We start from the raw sequence: 14,414 nt of genomic DNA, 5'->3' as shown, positions 1-14,414 counted from the left end.
TCCCCCCGATCAAGACCAGAAGCATATGCTGTATTCCGCCACTATCAACGTCATGGTCAAGGCGGCGCGCCGCGCCGGCCGCAGCCTCAAGCGAGATCTCGGCGAGATCGAGCATCTCCAGGTCTCGCTGAAGGGACCGGCCAATTTCGTCTCGCTCGCCGACAAGCGCGCCGAGGAGATCCTCTACCAGGACCTCGCCAAGGCCCGGCCCGGCTACGGCTTCATCGGCGAGGAAGGGGGCAACCGCGAGGGCACCGACAAGAGCCACACTTGGATCGTCGATCCTTTGGACGGCACCACCAACTTCCTGCACGGCATCCCGCAATTCGCGATCTCGATCGGGCTTGCGCGCGAGGGCACCGTGATTGCGGGCGTGATCTACAACCCCGCCAATGACGAGCTCTACATCGCCGAGCGCGGCAAGGGCGCCTTCCTCAACGACCAGCGCCTGCGCGTCGCCGGCCGCCGCCAGCTGAGCGAATGCGTGGTGGCCTGCGGCCTGCCCCATATCGGCCGCGGCGACCACCAGGAATTCCGCCGCGAGATGACCGCGATCCAGGACCGCGTCGCCGGCTTGCGCCGTTTCGGCGCTGCCTCGCTCGATCTCGCCTTCGTCGCCGCCGGCCGGCTCGACGGGTATTGGGAGCGCGATTTGCAATCCTGGGACATCGCGGCCGGTATGCTGATGGTGCGCGAAGCCGGCGGCACCATCAGCGATATCGCAACGCCGGGCGACCCGCTGGTCACCGGGCACGTCGTGTGCGGGAATGAGTACGTGCACGGGGAGATGGTGAAGATCTTGCGGAAGCCGGCTTAAGGCGGAAGCTCGCGCTCCACATTCCCCTGTCATTCCGGGGCGCGCCTCTTGGCGCGAGCCCGGAATCCATTGATCCTCGTCAATGGTGGCCCGCTGGATTCCGGGCTCGTGCTTCGCACGCCCCGGAATGACGGGGGTGCATCAGTGGCCTGTGTGCGCCCGCGCCGGTCGGCCGTGCGCTTCAGCGTCCCGCGCCGCGTTCGGCTCCCTGTCTCCGCCCAGCACGCGCTGCACCGAGACGAAGAACACCGGCACCATCAACAGCGCCAGGATCACCACGGCGATCATGCCGCCCATCACCACGCTGCCGAGCGCCTGCTGGCTGGCGCCGCCGGCGCCGTGGGCGATGGCCATCGGCAGCACGCCGCAGATGAAGGCAAGGCCGGTCATCAAGATGGGGCGGAAGCGCAGGCGGCAGGCTTCGATGGTGGCTTCGACCAGCGGCTTGCCTTCTTTCCGCAGATCCTTGGCGAACTCGATGATCAGGATCGCGTCCTTTGCGGCGAGGCCAATGATCGTGATCAGGCCGACGGTGAAATAGACGTCGTTGGGCAGGCCGCGCAGCATAGCGGCAGTGACCGCGCCGACGATGCCGAGCGGCACGGTGAGCAGCACCGCGAGCGGAATGGTCCAGCTCTCGTAGAGCGCGGCGAGGCACAGGAACACCACGAACACCGACAGGGCGAGCAGGAACGGCGCCTGCGAGCCCGACAGCTTCTCCTGCAGCGACTGTCCGGTCCATTCATAGCCGAAACCGCGCGGCAACCGGTCGGCGAGCCGCTCCATCTCGGCGATGGCATCGCCCGAGGTGAAGCCGGGCCTGGCCTCGCCGGAGATGCGCACCGCCGGATAATAGTTGAAGCCGGCGATCTGTGTCGGGCCGCGCGCCCATTCGATCGTGGTGAAGGACGAGAACGGCACCAGCTGGCCGCGGCTGTTCTTGACGTTGTAGTTGAGGATGTCCTCGGCCCGCATGCGGTCGCGCGCGTCCGCCTGCACCACGACGCGCTGCATGCGACCGCGGTTCGGGAAGTCGTTGATGTAGTTCGAGCCGAGATTGGTCGAGATGGTGTTGTTGATGTCCTCGAAGGTGACGCCGAACGCGCCGGCCTTCTCGCGGTCGATCATGAGATTGACCACGCCCGCCTCGGGCAGGCCTTCGATATAGACCTTCTGCAGCACCGGGCTGGCATTGGCCTCCGCGATCAGCTGGTCGGCGGCGCGCATCAATTGCTGATAGCCCTTCTGGCCGCGATCCTGGAGGCGGAACGAGAAGCCGGACGAGTTGCCGAGATTGTCGATCGGCGGCGGCTGCAGCGCCGAGATTTTTGCGTCGCGGATCGACGAGCCCAGGTCGCGGTTGACGTCGTTGACGATCGCGGCAGCGGAGTCCTTCGGCCCGCGCTCCGACCAGTCCTTCAGCGTGATGAAGGCCTGGGCGGTGTTCATGCCCTGGCCGGAGAAGCTGAAGCCGGTGAGGAAGGTGACGTTGTCGACGCCCGGCCGCGCGGCGAGATATTTTTCGACCTTCTCGATCACGGCCTCGGTGCGGGCATAGGACGAATCCGAGGGCGTCTGCACGTCGGTGGTGATGAAGCCCTGGTCGTCGACGGGCAGGAAGCCGCCGGGCAGGTTGACGAAGGCCCAGGACAGGCCGACCAGCAGCGCGGCATAGACCAGCATCAGGCGGCCGGTGCGATTCAGCGAAAAGCCGACGGTGCGCGAATAGCGTTCCTTGACGCCTTCGAGCATGCGGTTGAACCAGCCGAACACGAAATTGGTCGAATGACCGTGCCCCTTTGCCACAGGCTTCAACAGCGTCGCGCACAGCGCCGGCGTCAACGACAGCGCCAGGAAGGCGGAGAAGCCGATCGCGGCGACCATGGTGACGGAGAACTGGCGGTAGATGATGCCGACCGAGCCCGGGAAGAACGCCATCGGCACGAACACCGCCATCAGCACCAGCGTGATGCCGATGATGGCGCCGGTGATCTGCGACATGGCTTTCCGCGTCGCTTCCTTCGGCGGCAGGCCTTCCTCGGCCATGATGCGCTCGACGTTCTCGACCACGACGATGGCGTCGTCGACGAGGATGCCGACCGCCAGCACCATGCCGAACATCGAGAGCATGTTGATGGAATAGCCGGCGAGCAGCAGCGTGGAGCAGGCGCCCAGCAGCGCCACCGGGACCACGATGGTCGGAATGATGGTGTAGCGGATGTTCTGCAGGAACAAGAACATCACCACGAACACCAGCACCACGGCTTCGACCAGCGTCGTCAGCACCTTCTCGATCGAGGCCTCGACCACAGGGGTGATGTTGTAGGGGATCTCGTAGGTGATGTTGGCCGGGAAGAAGCGCGACAGCTCCTTCATCTTCGCTTCGACCGCGCTGGCGGTCGCCAGCGCATTGCCGGTTGGCGACATCAGGACCGACAGGCCCGCCGTCGGCTTGCCGTCGAGGCGCGTGTTGAACTGATAGCTGAGGCCGCCGACCTCGATCCGCGCGACATCGCGCAGGCGCACGGTCGAACCGTCGGCGTTGGCACGCAGGATGATGGCGCCGAACTCGTCGGGCGAGGAGAGCTGGCCCTTGACCAGCACCAGTGCCGAGGTGCGCTGGTTCGAGGTCGATGGCTCGGCGCCGATGCTGCCGGAAGCGACCTGCGCGTTCTGCGCGGTGATGGCCTTGTTGACGTCGTCGGCGGTCAGGCCATAGCCGACCAGCTTGGCCGGATCGACCCAGACACGAAGCGAGCGCTCGGTCGAGTACAGCGTGGCGCGGCCGACGCCGGGAATGCGGCGGATCTCGCCGAGCACGTTGCGGATCATGAAGTCGCCGAGGCCGACTTCATCCAGGCTGCCGTCAGTCGAGTTCAGCGTGATGATCTGCAGCACTGCGCTCGAGGCTTCCTCGATCAGGATGCCCTGCTGCATCACCGCGCGCGGCAGGCGCGCCTCGACGCGCTTGATGCGGTTCTGGACCTCGACCGAGGCGGCACTGGTGTCGGTGCCCGGCTGGAAATTGGCGATGATCTCGACCTGGCCGAGCGAGTCGCTGGTCGATTCGAAATTGAGGATGTTGGCGGCGCCGTTGAGCTCCTCCTCGATCAGCCGCGTGACGCTATTGTAGAGGTTTTCCGGCGAGGCGCCGGGATAGCTGGTCGAGACCGAGATCGAGGGCGGCGCGATGATCGGATATTGCGCGATCGGCAGCAGCGGCACCGCGATCGCGCCGATCAAGCAGATGAACAGCGCGACCACCCAGGCGAAGATCGGCCTGTCGATGAAGAAACTCGGCATTGGCCGTTTTATCCTCGTTGTTCGGTTAGACCCTCATGGTGAGGAGCGCGGAACGCGCGCTCCGGACGATGCCGCGCATCGCCGCGAGAACCATGAAGGCCCGGCTCTCTCCCGCGGCCATCCTTCGAGACGCCCGCTTGCAGCGGGCTCCTCAGGTTAAGGACGACACTTGCTGCGCGGAGCGTTACCGCGTGAGCTGCTGAGCGTGCCGGTTGTCTGCGGTCGCTTCCGCCTCCGACCAGGATTGCGGCTTGACCTTGTCGCCGGCCGCGAATTTCTGGAAGCCTTCGACCACGACCTTGTCGCCGGACTTCAGGCCTTCGGTGATGAACCAGAGGCCGTCCTGCACCGAGCCGGTGCGCACCGGCTGCACCGCGATGTGATTGTCGTCCTTGACGACGAACACCTCGCTGCCGCCGCCGCCATTGCGCTGGATCGCCTGCTGCGGCACCGCGATCGCATCGGAATCGAGACCCTGGTCGATGCGGACCCGGACATACATGCCCGGGAGCAGCTCGCGCTTGGGATTGGGGAACTCGCCGCGCAACGTCACCTGCCCGGTGTGGGCGTCGACCTTGGCGTCGGAGAACAGCAGCTTGCCGTCGAGCGAATAGATGGTGTTGTCGTCGAGCACGAGGCGCACCTTGGCGGCATCGGCGGCGATGCGATCGAGGTCGCCGGTCTCGAAGGCGCGGCGGAGCTGGTTGAGCTCGGTCACCGACTGGGTAAAGTCGGCATAGATCGGATCGAGCTGCTGGATGGTGGCGAGATTGGTCTCGTTCTGCACGGCGAGCGCGCCCTCGCTGACGAGGGCCGCGCCGACCACGCCGTCGATCGGCGCACGCACGGTGGCGTAGTCGAGATTAAGCCTGGCCCGCGCGAGCTCGGCCTTGCGGCCCTCGACCTCGGCATGGGCCTGGCGTTCGGCCGCAATCGCCTTCTCGTTCTCGGCTTCGGGCGCGGCGCGATCCCTGGTCAGGGTGGCGATACGATGCGCCTGCTGCTTGGCCTGCGCCAATGCCGCTTCGGCCTTCGCCAGCGCGGCCTCGTTGGCCATGACCTCGACCTCGAACGGGCGCGGATCGATGCGATAGAGCGGATCGCCGGCCCTGACCTCGCTGCCCTGGCGGAACAGGCGCTCTACCACGATGCCGGACACGCGCGGCCGGACTTCGGAGACCCGGGTCGGGGCGATGCGGCCCGGCAGCTCGCGCACCACGGCGCGCGGCTGCGGCTTGACGATAACGATGCTGACGTCAGGGGCAGGCGGTTGGGCGGCGGACACCGCGGAACTGGATTCCTCGCAAGCACCCAGCAGCGGCGCAAGGGCCGCGAGCATCATTGCAACGCATGCCGATCGCGCTCGAATTCCAAACATGAAGTGGGATGCCCCGATTGTTGAAACTGATCATGCTCGCGCGAAGCCCGTTCTGGACCTTTTGCACGCGGCTGATGCCGCCAAAATAGAATGCATCTGCTGCGATGCAACGCATGGCGCGGGCGGCTCATTGTCACACAGCTTATCCCGTTGAAATCAGAAGGCTTTTGCGGTGTAACTTGATTGTGAATCTAAGTTCCACCGGCGCGTGCTGCGGCGGAACACCGCAATTACTCGGCGGCCTTCATCCGGTAATGGCTGACGCCCCATTCTGTTCCGTCGGCGTAACCGAACAGGCCCGAAGTCGCGAGCAGGAACCAGCGCCAGCGACGCATCCAGAGAGCGGTCTCCTCGCCGTGGACCCCGTGCAAGGAGGCTTCGATGGCCTCGCGATGGGCATCGAAATTGGCCAGCCAGTCGTTGGCGGTGCGCTGGTAGTGCGTGCCGCTCCAGCACCATTCCTTCTCGATGGCAAAGATATCGTCGAACTGCCTGACGAGGTGATGGCTCGGCATCAGCCCGCCTGTGTAGACGTATTGCGCGATCCAGTCGTCGCGATCGGCCGGGTCAGGCAGATGCGAGCCGGACCGGTGGGTGACGACGTGCATGAAGAACCGTCCCTCCGGCGCGAGCCATGACCGCACGCGCGTCATCAGCTTGCGCCAGTTGCTCATCCGCTCGAACATCTCGACCGAGACGATGCGGTCGAACTGGCCATCGGGCGCGAACACGTTCATGTCGGCCCTGACCACGCGCAGATTCAGCAGCCCGCGCCGCCGCGCCTCCTCCTCGACGGAGGCGCGCTGCGCCTGCGAGGCCGCGACCGCCGTCACCGTCGCGTGCGGAAATTGCCGTGCCATCCACAGCGACAGCGAGCCCCAGCCACAGCCAAGCTCCAGAATGGCTTGGCCGTCGGTCAGGCCGGCATGCTCGACGGTCTGGCGCAGCGCCTCCTCCTCCGCCTCCCGCAAGGTGGTCGCGTCGGTCTTGTAGAAGCAGGAGGAGAATTTGCGTTTGGGGCCGAGCAAGTCGGCGAAGAAGGCCGCGGGCACCTCGTCATGCCCCGCTGCCGCGCCCTCGGCGATCGGCCGCAGCATCATCCGCCCGGCGAAGGCGGCATCGTCGCCGAGGCCCAGCCCGGACAGGCGCGTCGCCATGCGGGAGCACAGGCGCTGGATCGCGGCGCGGATCACCACGTCCGGCAGCGGCACACGCTCGGCAGTCCCGATGATCGCGGAAACGACGCTCATGCGCCCCCCGAATGGCGAACTCTGCAGAGACCTGCTTATCAAAGCACCGCTTCCGGTCCGGGTTCCCCGAGCTGTCCCCGAAATCGGCGCATCCGGCGCTTTTTTTGGGCCGGCGCTGTGCCATAGTGCGCGCCGCAAGCAAGCTTTACGTAACGGATGATACCGGCATGCGGTCTGGCACTTCCCGATCCACCATGGACATCGAGTACACCAAACTGTCCTCGCCCAGCGTCTTCCTGGTGCGGATGCTGGTCTTCCTGGTGCTGTGCACGCTGGTGAGCGTGGTGCTCTACAAGCAGATCGTCCAGGCCTTCTTCGCCAATCCCGGGCTCAACGCCCTGATCGGGGGGGTGCTGTTCATCGGCATCATCCTGGCCTTCCGCCAGGTCATCCGGCTCTATCCCGAAGTCTCCTGGGTCAACAATTTCCGCGTCGCCGATCCCGGCCTGGCGCCGGCCCGCCACCCCAAGCTGCTGGCGCCGATGGCTGCGATCCTCGGCGGGGAGCGTTCAGGGCGGATGACCATCACCCAGACCACGATGCGGCACCTGCTCGATTCGATCGCGACCCGCTTGGACGAGGCCCGCGACATCTCCCGCTACATGACCGGCCTCTTGGTTTTCCTCGGCCTGCTCGGCACCTTCTGGGGCCTGATCGAGACGGTGGGCTCGGTGGGCAAGGTGATCGACGGGCTCAAGGTCGGGAGCGATTCCGGGGCGCTGTTCGACACGCTGAAGGAAGGTCTCGCCGCCCCGCTCGGCGGCATGGGCATCTCCTTCTCCAGCTCGCTGTTCGGCCTTGCCGGCTCGCTGATCCTCGGCTTCCTCGATCTGCAATCGAGCCAGGCGCAGAACCGCTTCTACACCGATCTCGAAGACTGGCTCGCCACCACAGTGCGCGAGTATGGCAACGGCGAGGCGCCTGTCGCGACCGGCGGCGGCGTCGCCAGCGGCGAGCTTCAGGCCGCGGTCGAACGGCTGCGGTCCGTGCTCGAGGAAGGCAGCGCCGGCCGCGGCACCACCGCGGCGATGGCGAGCCTTGCCGAAGCCATCCAGGCGCTGGTCTCGCACATGCGCACCGAGCAGCAGATGATCCGCGAATGGGCCGACGGCCAGGGCGAGCAGAACCGCGAGATCCGCCGCCTGCTGGAGCGGATCGCGCGCCAGCCGGAGAAGAGTTGAGACGGTGTTGTGCCCCGGACGCGACGCAGCATGAAATGATGCATCGCTGAGCCGGGGCCCAGCGTCAGGGACAAGATGGGTCCCGGCTCTGCGCAGCAGCGTTGCACGCTGCACCGCGTCCGGGACACAAGAGTGGAGACGGATGACATGGCCCTTGCCCGCGCCCGCCGCAGCGAAGGCGGTCTCAACTACTGGCCCGGCTTCGTCGACGCGCTGTCGACGCTGGTGCTGTCGATCGTGTTCCTGCTGTCGGTATTCCTCGTGGTGCAGTTCTTCCTGTCGCAGGAGGTCACCGGCAAGGACAAGGCGCTGGAGCAGCTCAACGCCAAGATCGCCCAGCTCAACGAGCTGTTGTCGCTGGAGAAGCTCGGCAAGCTCACCCTCGACGACCAGGTCTCGTCGCTGAAAGCCGGGCTCGCCTCGGCCGAGTCCGAGCGCGACCGCATCAAGGGTCTCTATGACGGCTTGGCGGCCGCGGGCAATGATGCGCAAGGCAAGACCGCCGAGCTCGGCAAAGCGCTGGACTCCGAAAAGGCGGTCTCGGCGCGGGCGCTGGCGCAGATCGAGGTGCTGAACCAGCAGATCAGCGCGCTGCGCCGGCAATTGGCGGCGCTGGAGGAGGCGCTCGATGCCTCCGAGAAGCGCGACAAGGAATCGCAGAACCGCATCGCCGACCTGGGCTCTCGCCTCAACGTCGCCCTGGCGCAACGCGTGCAGGAATTGTCGCGCTACCGCTCGGAATTCTTCGGCCGGCTGCGCGCCATCCTCGGCAACCGCCCCGACATCCGCATCGTTGGCGACCGCTTCGTGTTCCAGTCCGAAGTGTTCTTCGACACGGGACAGGCGGTGCTGCTGCCCGAGGGCCGCGCCGAGCTCGACACCTTGGCAGCGGCGCTGATCGAGCTCGACAAGAAGATCCCGAGCGACATCCCCTGGGTGCTGCGCGTCGACGGCCATACCGACGTGCGGCCGGTGAGCGGCGCGAACTTCAGGTCGAACTGGGACCTGTCCGCGGCGCGCTCGATCTCAGTGGTGCAATATCTGGTCTCGCTCGGCGTGCCCGCCCAGCGCCTCGTCGCGGCCGGCTTCGGCGAATTCCAGCCGCTCGATACCGGCAACACCGAGGAGGCCTACAAGCGCAATCGCCGCATCGAGCTGAAGCTGACGGAGCGGTAGTGAGCGCGCTCCACCTCCGCCTTTACCGACCCGAAGACGAAGCCGTCGCGATCGATCTCTGGCACCGCACCTGGCAGCAGGCCTATCCGCAGATCGACTTCGCCGCACGGCTCGAATGGTGGCGCGAGCGCTGGCTGAGGGATCTGGTGCCGAAGGCCCAGATCGTGGTGGCGGAGCAGGGCGGCGCGCTGGTCGGTTTCGTCACCGTCGACGGCGAAGGCTATCTCGACCAGCTCGTCGTCGATCCCGCGCATTGGGGCTCCGACGCGGCAAGGCTGCTGGTGGACGAGGCCAAGCGGCTGTCGCCCTCGGGCGTCACGCTGCTCGTCAACAAGGACAATGCCCGCGCGATCCGCTTCTACGAGCGCAACGGCTTCGCCCATGCGGGCGACGACGTGAACCCGACCTCGGGGCGGCCGGTGTTGAAGATGGTGTGGAAGGCGTGAGGTCCCCGGTACTTTCCGCCGTATGAGGCGTCTACGCGCCCTCGAACTGCAGCCGCGCCAGCCGCGCATAGAGCCCGTTCGCCGCGACGAGTTCGGCATGCGTGCCCTGCTCGACGATCCGGCCCTGGTCCATCACCAGGATGCGGTCACAGGAGAGCACGGTGGCGAGGCGGTGGGCGATGACAAGCGTGGTGCGGTGGCGCATCAGCTCTTCCAGCGCGGTCTGCACCAGCGTCTCGCTTTCGGCGTCGAGCGCGGAGGTGGCTTCGTCCAGCAGCAACAGCGGCGCGTCGCGCAGGATGGCGCGTGCGATCGCAATGCGCTGGCGCTGGCCGCCGGAGAGCGTCACGCCGCGCTCGCCGAGCGCAGTCTCGAAACCTTCAGGCAGGCGGCGGATGAATTCGGCGGCATGGGCGAGCTCGGCGGCGCGCTCGACCTCGGCATCGGTCGCATCGGGCCGGCCGAAGCGGATGTTCTCGCGGGCGCTCGCGGCGAACACCACGGATTCCTGCGGCACCAATGCGATGCGCGCGCGGAAATCGCCGGGGTCGGCGGACTTGACCGGCACGCCGTCGAGCAAGATCGTCCCGCTGCGCGGATCGTAGAAGCGCAGCAGCAGATGAAAGATGGTGCTCTTGCCGGCCCCGGAGGGACCGACGATCGCGACCTTCTCGCCGGGGCGCACGGTGAACGACACCGCGTCGAGCACCTTGACGTCGGACCGCGCCGGATAGGCGAAGCTGACCCGATCGAAGCCGACCTCGCCGCGCGCCGGCACCGGCAGCGCAAGCGGCGTCGCAGGCGCGGTGATCTCGGGCTTGACGTGGAGGATCTCGAACAGGCGCTCGGCCGCGCCCGACGCCGCCGAGACCTCGCCCCAGACCTCGCTGAGCTGGCCGAGCCCCGCTGCTGCGAACACCGCATACAGCACGAACTGGCCGAGCCGGCCCGGCGTGATCGCGCCGGTGAGCACGTCATGCGAGCCGATCCAGAGGATGGCGACCACGCTTGCGAACACGATGAAGATGATGATCGCCGTGAGCACGGCGCGGGCCTGGGTCGAGGTGCGCGCGGCTTCATAGGCCTGCTCGACCTCGCCGCCGAAACGCTTCTCGGCAAATTGCTCGCTGGTATAGGCCTGCACGGTGCGGATCGCGCCGACCAGCTCGCCGGCATAGGCGGAGGCGTCGGCGAGCGTGTCCTGCGCATTGCGCGACAGGCGCCGCACCCAGCGCCCGAACGCCACCAGCGGCAGCACGATCAAAGGGATGGCCAGCAGCACGAAGCCCGACAGCTTCGGGCTCGTGATCACCATCATCGCCGTCGCGCCGAGGAACATCATCAGGTTGCGCAGCGCGATCGAGACGGAGGCACCGACCGCCGATTTCAGCTGGGTGGTGTCGGCAGTGAGGCGCGAGATCAATTCGCCGCTGCGGGCGGAATCGAAGAAGGCGGGAGAGAGCGACAATAGATGGCCGAAGACGTCGCGCCGGAGATCGGCGACGATGCGTTCGCCGATGCTCATCACGAGGTAGTAGCGCGCGGCGCTGGCGATCGCGAGCACGGCGACGACCGCGAGCATCACCGAGAAGTAGCTGTTGATCAGCTCGATGCCCTCGGGCGTCAGGCCGAAATCGATCATCCGGCGCACCGCGACCGGCACCAGCAGCGTGGTCAGCGCGGCGATCGTGAGCGCGACGAAGGCCAGCGCCGCGCGGCCGCGATAGCGGATCACATACGGCGCGAGCGCGAGCAGCGGCCGCAACTTGGCGCGGCCCTTGGCCGGCGCTTCGATCAGCTCGGCCTCGATCGAGGGATTGTCCGCGGCGTTCATTGCGGGCCGTTCGACATCGTGGTCATCCAGCCGTTCCACTGCGCTCATGAGATCCGACCCGTTGCATTGATCTGCTCCCAATAGGCCGGTGCATGAGTAGTGGCAAATCCGGGAAGTCCCTTAGGGGCAAACCCGGTCCAGCGCGCGGGCATGGCTTGTTTTGCGGGATTTCGTGAGGTATAGAGCCGCCCAAATCCGTCATTCGCGAGCCACCCAAGAAGGCGCCGGAGCGCCGAGGAATTGCCATGAAAGCCGAAATTCACCCGAATTATCATACGATTAAGGTCGTCATGACCGACGGAACCGAGTACCTGACCCGCTCGACCTGGGGCAAGGAAGGCGACACGCTGAACCTCGACATCGACCCGAAGTCGCACCCGGCCTGGACCGGCGGCTCCGCCCAGATCATGGACCGCGGCGGCCGCGTCTCGCGCTTCCAGAAGAAGTTTTCGGGCTTCCTCAAGAAGGATTGAGCCGGCCGCAAGGCTGGAGATGAAAACGCCCCCGGGAGACCGGGGGCGTTTTTTGTTTCTAGCCGTCATTCCGGGGCGCGACAAAGTCGCGAGCTACGATGCGCAATTGCGCATCTGAGAATCCATAACCTCGATCGGGAGTATGGATTCCGGGCCCGCGCCAAGAGGCGCGTCCCGGAATGACGATTGGAATTGTTGATAGACCCTACCGCTCGAACGCGGCCTTCAGCGCGTTGAGGTGCGGCACCAGCGGGTTGCCGATCGTGGCCTGCTCGGCCGGCGGAGTGTGGATCGTGCTGTCGAGGCGGCGGACGCGGGTCTGCAGGCTCATCGAGCGATGGATCAGGTCCTGAAGCTGCGCGGGCAGCTTCTCGATGGTGTCGGCGGGGCCGGGATCGGCGGCGGTAAGCTTGACCTTGGTCTTCTCGCGATTGGCCTGGCTTAGCGTCATCTCGCCTTCCTTGACCGCGCGGTGCAGCAGCAGCCAGGAGGCGAGCTGCATCAGGCGCGTCGTGAGGCGCATGCTCTCGGTCGCATAGGTGAGGCTGACGGCGCGGTCGAGCGCCTTGGCCTCAACGCGGCCGGCGCCGTCGAGATAGGCGGCGGTCTCCTCGACGAGGTCCATGCCCTCACGGAACAAATTGCCGAACGCCGCAGAATTGGTGAATCGCTCACTGAGCTGAACGAGCGCGCCGTCGGCCTGCAAACGTTCCATGGTTAACGCCTCTTACGCAACTGTTTGACTGCCCGGCTTTGCCGCCGGCTTATGATGAACAAATCATTGCGCGGGCGGGACGCGGAGTCCAGTGACAAGCGCGGATATGGTTTCCGCGGGTCAATCCTTTCGAATGCAACCGGGATGAGAGGTGCAAACCGGGCAGTGAACGCAAAAAAGAGCCGCCGGAGACCGGCGGCTTTGAAAGTTGATAACAGGGAGGCGTCAAACAGAGTGGACAGGAGCCACTCGGTGTCCAAACGAGGACAGTTCCAGTCATAAACCCGAAAGCTTAATCTGAAGTAAACGAGCTAATTTTTTCAGAGTTCATTAGTCATGTGAGCCAGTGGCCGAGTGTGCTGCGGGAACAGACTCTCCGTCGTCATTCCGGGGCGCGACGAAGTCGCGAGCCCGGAATGACGAGGCGGGGAAAGTTCGGCCCACGCGTCCGGGACGACAGTCGCTGTGTGGCGACCACTAAGACTTGAAAATACTGTTCGCCGCATCGCGCGAGGCGCGCTTCTTGGCGGCGGCTTCTTCCAGTCTTGCGATCTCGGTCTTGAGCAGCGCCACGCGCTCGGTCAGTTCCTCCACTGACAAAAGTGAGAGGTCCTGTCCAATTTCATGACTGATCTTCTTGCGCGGGCGGTCGTCGTCTTCGATCGGCATCGTCGCTCCTCCTCTCCGTCCGCGGGTCGGACCAGATGGCCTGAGGCGGTTGCCAGCCTGCACCGCGCTGGCTAAGCAAGGGCCTCGTTTCCTCCCGCACTTTTGCTCAAGGACACATCATGGACAAGCTGCCCGCGCAAATGACCGTGGTCGCCATCTCCAAGCCCGGCGGGCCGGAGGTGCTGGTGCCGGAGCAACGCAGTGTTCCGCAGCCCGGCCCCGACGAGATCCTGGTCAAGGTCGAAGCTGCCGGCGTCAACCGGCCCGACGTGGCGCAGCGCTCCGGCGCCTATCCGCCGCCGCCCGGCGCCAGCGACCTGCCCGGCCTCGAGATATCGGGCGAAGTCGTCGCGGTCGGCAGCAACGCCAAGCGGCACAAGGTCGGCGACAAGGTGATGTCGCTGGTCGCCGGCGGCGGCTATGCGCAGTACTGCATCGCCCAGGACGCCCAGGCGATGAAAGTGCCGCCGGCGCTGTCAATGAAGGAAGCCGGCGCGCTGCCGGAAACCCTGATGACGGTCTGGCACAATGTGTTCGAGCGCGGCGGGCTGAAAGCCGGCGAGACGCTGCTGATCCATGGCGGCTCCTCCGGCATCGGCACCATGGCGATCCAGCTTGCCAAAGCCTTCGGCGCGAAAGTGTTCGTCACCGTGGGATCGCAGGACAAAATCGACGCCTGCCTCAAACTGGGGGCCGACCGCGCCATCAACTACAAGACCGAAGATTTCGTCGCCGTGGTGAAGGCGGAGACCAACAACGTTGGCGTCAACCTGATCCTCGACATGGTCGCCGGCGACTATGTCGATCGCAATTATGATGCCGCTGCGATCGACGGCCGCATCGTCCAGATCGCGACCCTCAACGGCCCCAAGGTCAGCGTCAACATCGCCAAGGTTATGGTCAAGCGCCTGACCCATACCGGCTCGACCTTGCGCCCCCGTAGTAATGCGGACAAGGCGGCGATGGTGGCCGCGATCGAGCAGAAAGTGATGCCGCTTTTGCGCGAAGGCCGCGTCAAGCCGGTGATGGACAGCACTTTCCCGCTGGAAAAGGCGGCAGACGCCCACCGGCGCATGGAAACGAGCGCACATATTGGCAAAATTGTGTTGGAGGCCTAGGCCGCTGGCCCACAGGGCAAGCCGGAAACCCTTTGATTTTCCTCGCTTTCGTGG

12 protein-coding genes are annotated in these 14,414 nt (G+C 65.8%); 6 read left to right on the top strand and 6 right to left on the bottom strand.

What is annotated here, in order from left to right:
• Positions 1 to 25: 25 nt before the first annotated feature.
• Positions 26 to 817 carry an inositol monophosphatase family protein gene (locus I6F09_RS09415; protein WP_225187925.1) on the top strand — a complete coding sequence of 264 codons (792 nt, stop codon included), beginning with the start codon at positions 26 to 28 and terminating at the stop codon, positions 815 to 817.
• Positions 818 to 958: 141 nt separating this feature from the next.
• On the opposite strand, the gene I6F09_RS09410 is transcribed toward I6F09_RS09415, so the two are convergent.
• The 3 genes from I6F09_RS09410 to I6F09_RS09400 all read right to left on the bottom strand — a co-directional run bounded on the left by I6F09_RS09410 (position 959) and on the right by I6F09_RS09400 (position 6,748).
• Positions 959 to 4,120: a multidrug efflux RND transporter permease subunit gene (locus I6F09_RS09410; RefSeq protein ID WP_225149269.1), complete on the bottom strand. Its 3,162-nt coding sequence runs from the start codon at positions 4,118 to 4,120 to the stop codon at positions 959 to 961.
• A 184-nt stretch (positions 4,121 to 4,304) separates the two neighbouring features.
• The gene (locus I6F09_RS09405; RefSeq protein WP_035998298.1) at positions 4,305 to 5,462 is read right to left on the bottom strand and encodes an efflux RND transporter periplasmic adaptor subunit; all 1,158 of its coding nucleotides are present in this window, start codon (positions 5,460 to 5,462) and stop codon (positions 4,305 to 4,307) included.
• Positions 5,463 to 5,728: 266 nt separating this feature from the next.
• Positions 5,729 to 6,748, bottom strand: a complete 1,020-nt coding sequence (locus tag I6F09_RS09400; RefSeq protein WP_225187924.1) for a cyclopropane-fatty-acyl-phospholipid synthase family protein — start codon at positions 6,746 to 6,748, stop codon at positions 5,729 to 5,731.
• A 167-nt stretch (positions 6,749 to 6,915) separates the two neighbouring features.
• Between I6F09_RS09400 and I6F09_RS09395 the strand changes: the two genes are divergently transcribed.
• From I6F09_RS09395 to I6F09_RS09385, 3 genes are all read left to right on the top strand, one after another.
• A complete protein-coding gene (locus tag I6F09_RS09395) occupies positions 6,916 to 7,929 on the top strand; it encodes a hypothetical protein (protein WP_036021706.1) in 1,014 nt (337 codons plus the stop codon).
• Between the two features lie 147 nt (positions 7,930 to 8,076).
• On the top strand, positions 8,077 to 9,105 hold the full coding sequence (locus I6F09_RS09390) for a peptidoglycan -binding protein (RefSeq protein WP_036021776.1): 1,029 nt from the start codon (positions 8,077 to 8,079) through the stop codon (positions 9,103 to 9,105).
• Positions 9,105 to 9,551: a GNAT family N-acetyltransferase gene (locus I6F09_RS09385; protein ID WP_035998287.1), complete on the top strand. Its 447-nt coding sequence runs from the start codon at positions 9,105 to 9,107 to the stop codon at positions 9,549 to 9,551. The genes I6F09_RS09390 and I6F09_RS09385 overlap by 1 nt, the downstream gene beginning before the upstream one ends.
• Positions 9,552 to 9,582: 31 nt before the next feature.
• Here the strand turns inward: I6F09_RS09385 and I6F09_RS09380 are convergent, their stop codons facing one another.
• Complete coding sequence (locus tag I6F09_RS09380; RefSeq protein WP_225141097.1) at positions 9,583 to 11,433, bottom strand: ABC transporter ATP-binding protein/permease; 1,851 nt, start codon at positions 11,431 to 11,433, stop codon at positions 9,583 to 9,585.
• Positions 11,434 to 11,630: 197 nt separating this feature from the next.
• Here I6F09_RS09380 and rpmE point away from each other — a divergent pair, with 197 nt between their 5' ends.
• Entirely contained in the window at positions 11,631 to 11,858 is a 228-nt protein-coding gene (gene rpmE / locus I6F09_RS09375; RefSeq protein WP_027573780.1) for a 50S ribosomal protein L31, read from the top strand.
• A gap of 205 nt (positions 11,859 to 12,063) precedes the next feature.
• On the opposite strand, the gene I6F09_RS09370 is transcribed toward rpmE, so the two are convergent.
• Positions 12,064 to 12,573 (bottom strand): DUF1465 family protein, encoded by a 510-nt coding sequence (locus I6F09_RS09370; RefSeq protein ID WP_035998279.1) that lies wholly within the window; start codon positions 12,571 to 12,573, stop codon positions 12,064 to 12,066.
• Between the two features lie 477 nt (positions 12,574 to 13,050).
• Positions 13,051 to 13,242, bottom strand: a complete 192-nt coding sequence (locus I6F09_RS09365; RefSeq protein WP_035998277.1) for a DUF1192 domain-containing protein — start codon at positions 13,240 to 13,242, stop codon at positions 13,051 to 13,053.
• 119 nt (positions 13,243 to 13,361) lie between these two features.
• Between I6F09_RS09365 and I6F09_RS09360 the strand changes: the two genes are divergently transcribed.
• Entirely contained in the window at positions 13,362 to 14,360 is a 999-nt protein-coding gene (locus I6F09_RS09360; RefSeq protein ID WP_225187923.1) for an NAD(P)H-quinone oxidoreductase, read from the top strand.
• Positions 14,361 to 14,414: the final 54 nt, after the last annotated feature.

Origin of the sequence: Bradyrhizobium sp. IC3195 (assembly GCF_020193585.1) — a bacterium.
GTDB classification, from domain to species: Bacteria; Pseudomonadota; Alphaproteobacteria; order Rhizobiales; family Xanthobacteraceae; genus Bradyrhizobium; species Bradyrhizobium yuanmingense.
This window is presented reverse-complemented; position numbering and strand designations above follow the sequence as displayed.

What these genes read in the sequence shown, in the direction of transcription:
- I6F09_RS09415 (WP_225187925.1), top strand. Translation starts at nt 26, where the DNA reads ATGCTGTATTCCGCCACTATCAACGTCATGGTCAAGGCGGCGCGCCGC.
- I6F09_RS09410 (WP_225149269.1), bottom strand. Translation starts at nt 4,120, where the DNA reads ATGCCGAGTTTCTTCATCGACAGGCCGATCTTCGCCTGGGTGGTCGCG.
- I6F09_RS09405 (WP_035998298.1), bottom strand. Translation starts at nt 5,462, where the DNA reads ATGATGCTCGCGGCCCTTGCGCCGCTGCTGGGTGCTTGCGAGGAATCC.
- I6F09_RS09400 (WP_225187924.1), bottom strand. Translation starts at nt 6,748, where the DNA reads ATGAGCGTCGTTTCCGCGATCATCGGGACTGCCGAGCGTGTGCCGCTG.
- I6F09_RS09395 (WP_036021706.1), top strand. Translation starts at nt 6,916, where the DNA reads ATGCGGTCTGGCACTTCCCGATCCACCATGGACATCGAGTACACCAAA.
- I6F09_RS09390 (WP_036021776.1), top strand. Translation starts at nt 8,077, where the DNA reads ATGGCCCTTGCCCGCGCCCGCCGCAGCGAAGGCGGTCTCAACTACTGG.
- I6F09_RS09380 (WP_225141097.1), bottom strand. Translation starts at nt 11,433, where the DNA reads ATGAGCGCAGTGGAACGGCTGGATGACCACGATGTCGAACGGCCCGCA.
- rpmE (WP_027573780.1), top strand. Translation starts at nt 11,631, where the DNA reads ATGAAAGCCGAAATTCACCCGAATTATCATACGATTAAGGTCGTCATG.
- I6F09_RS09370 (WP_035998279.1), bottom strand. Translation starts at nt 12,573, where the DNA reads ATGGAACGTTTGCAGGCCGACGGCGCGCTCGTTCAGCTCAGTGAGCGA.
- I6F09_RS09365 (WP_035998277.1), bottom strand. Translation starts at nt 13,242, where the DNA reads ATGCCGATCGAAGACGACGACCGCCCGCGCAAGAAGATCAGTCATGAA.
- I6F09_RS09360 (WP_225187923.1), top strand. Translation starts at nt 13,362, where the DNA reads ATGGACAAGCTGCCCGCGCAAATGACCGTGGTCGCCATCTCCAAGCCC.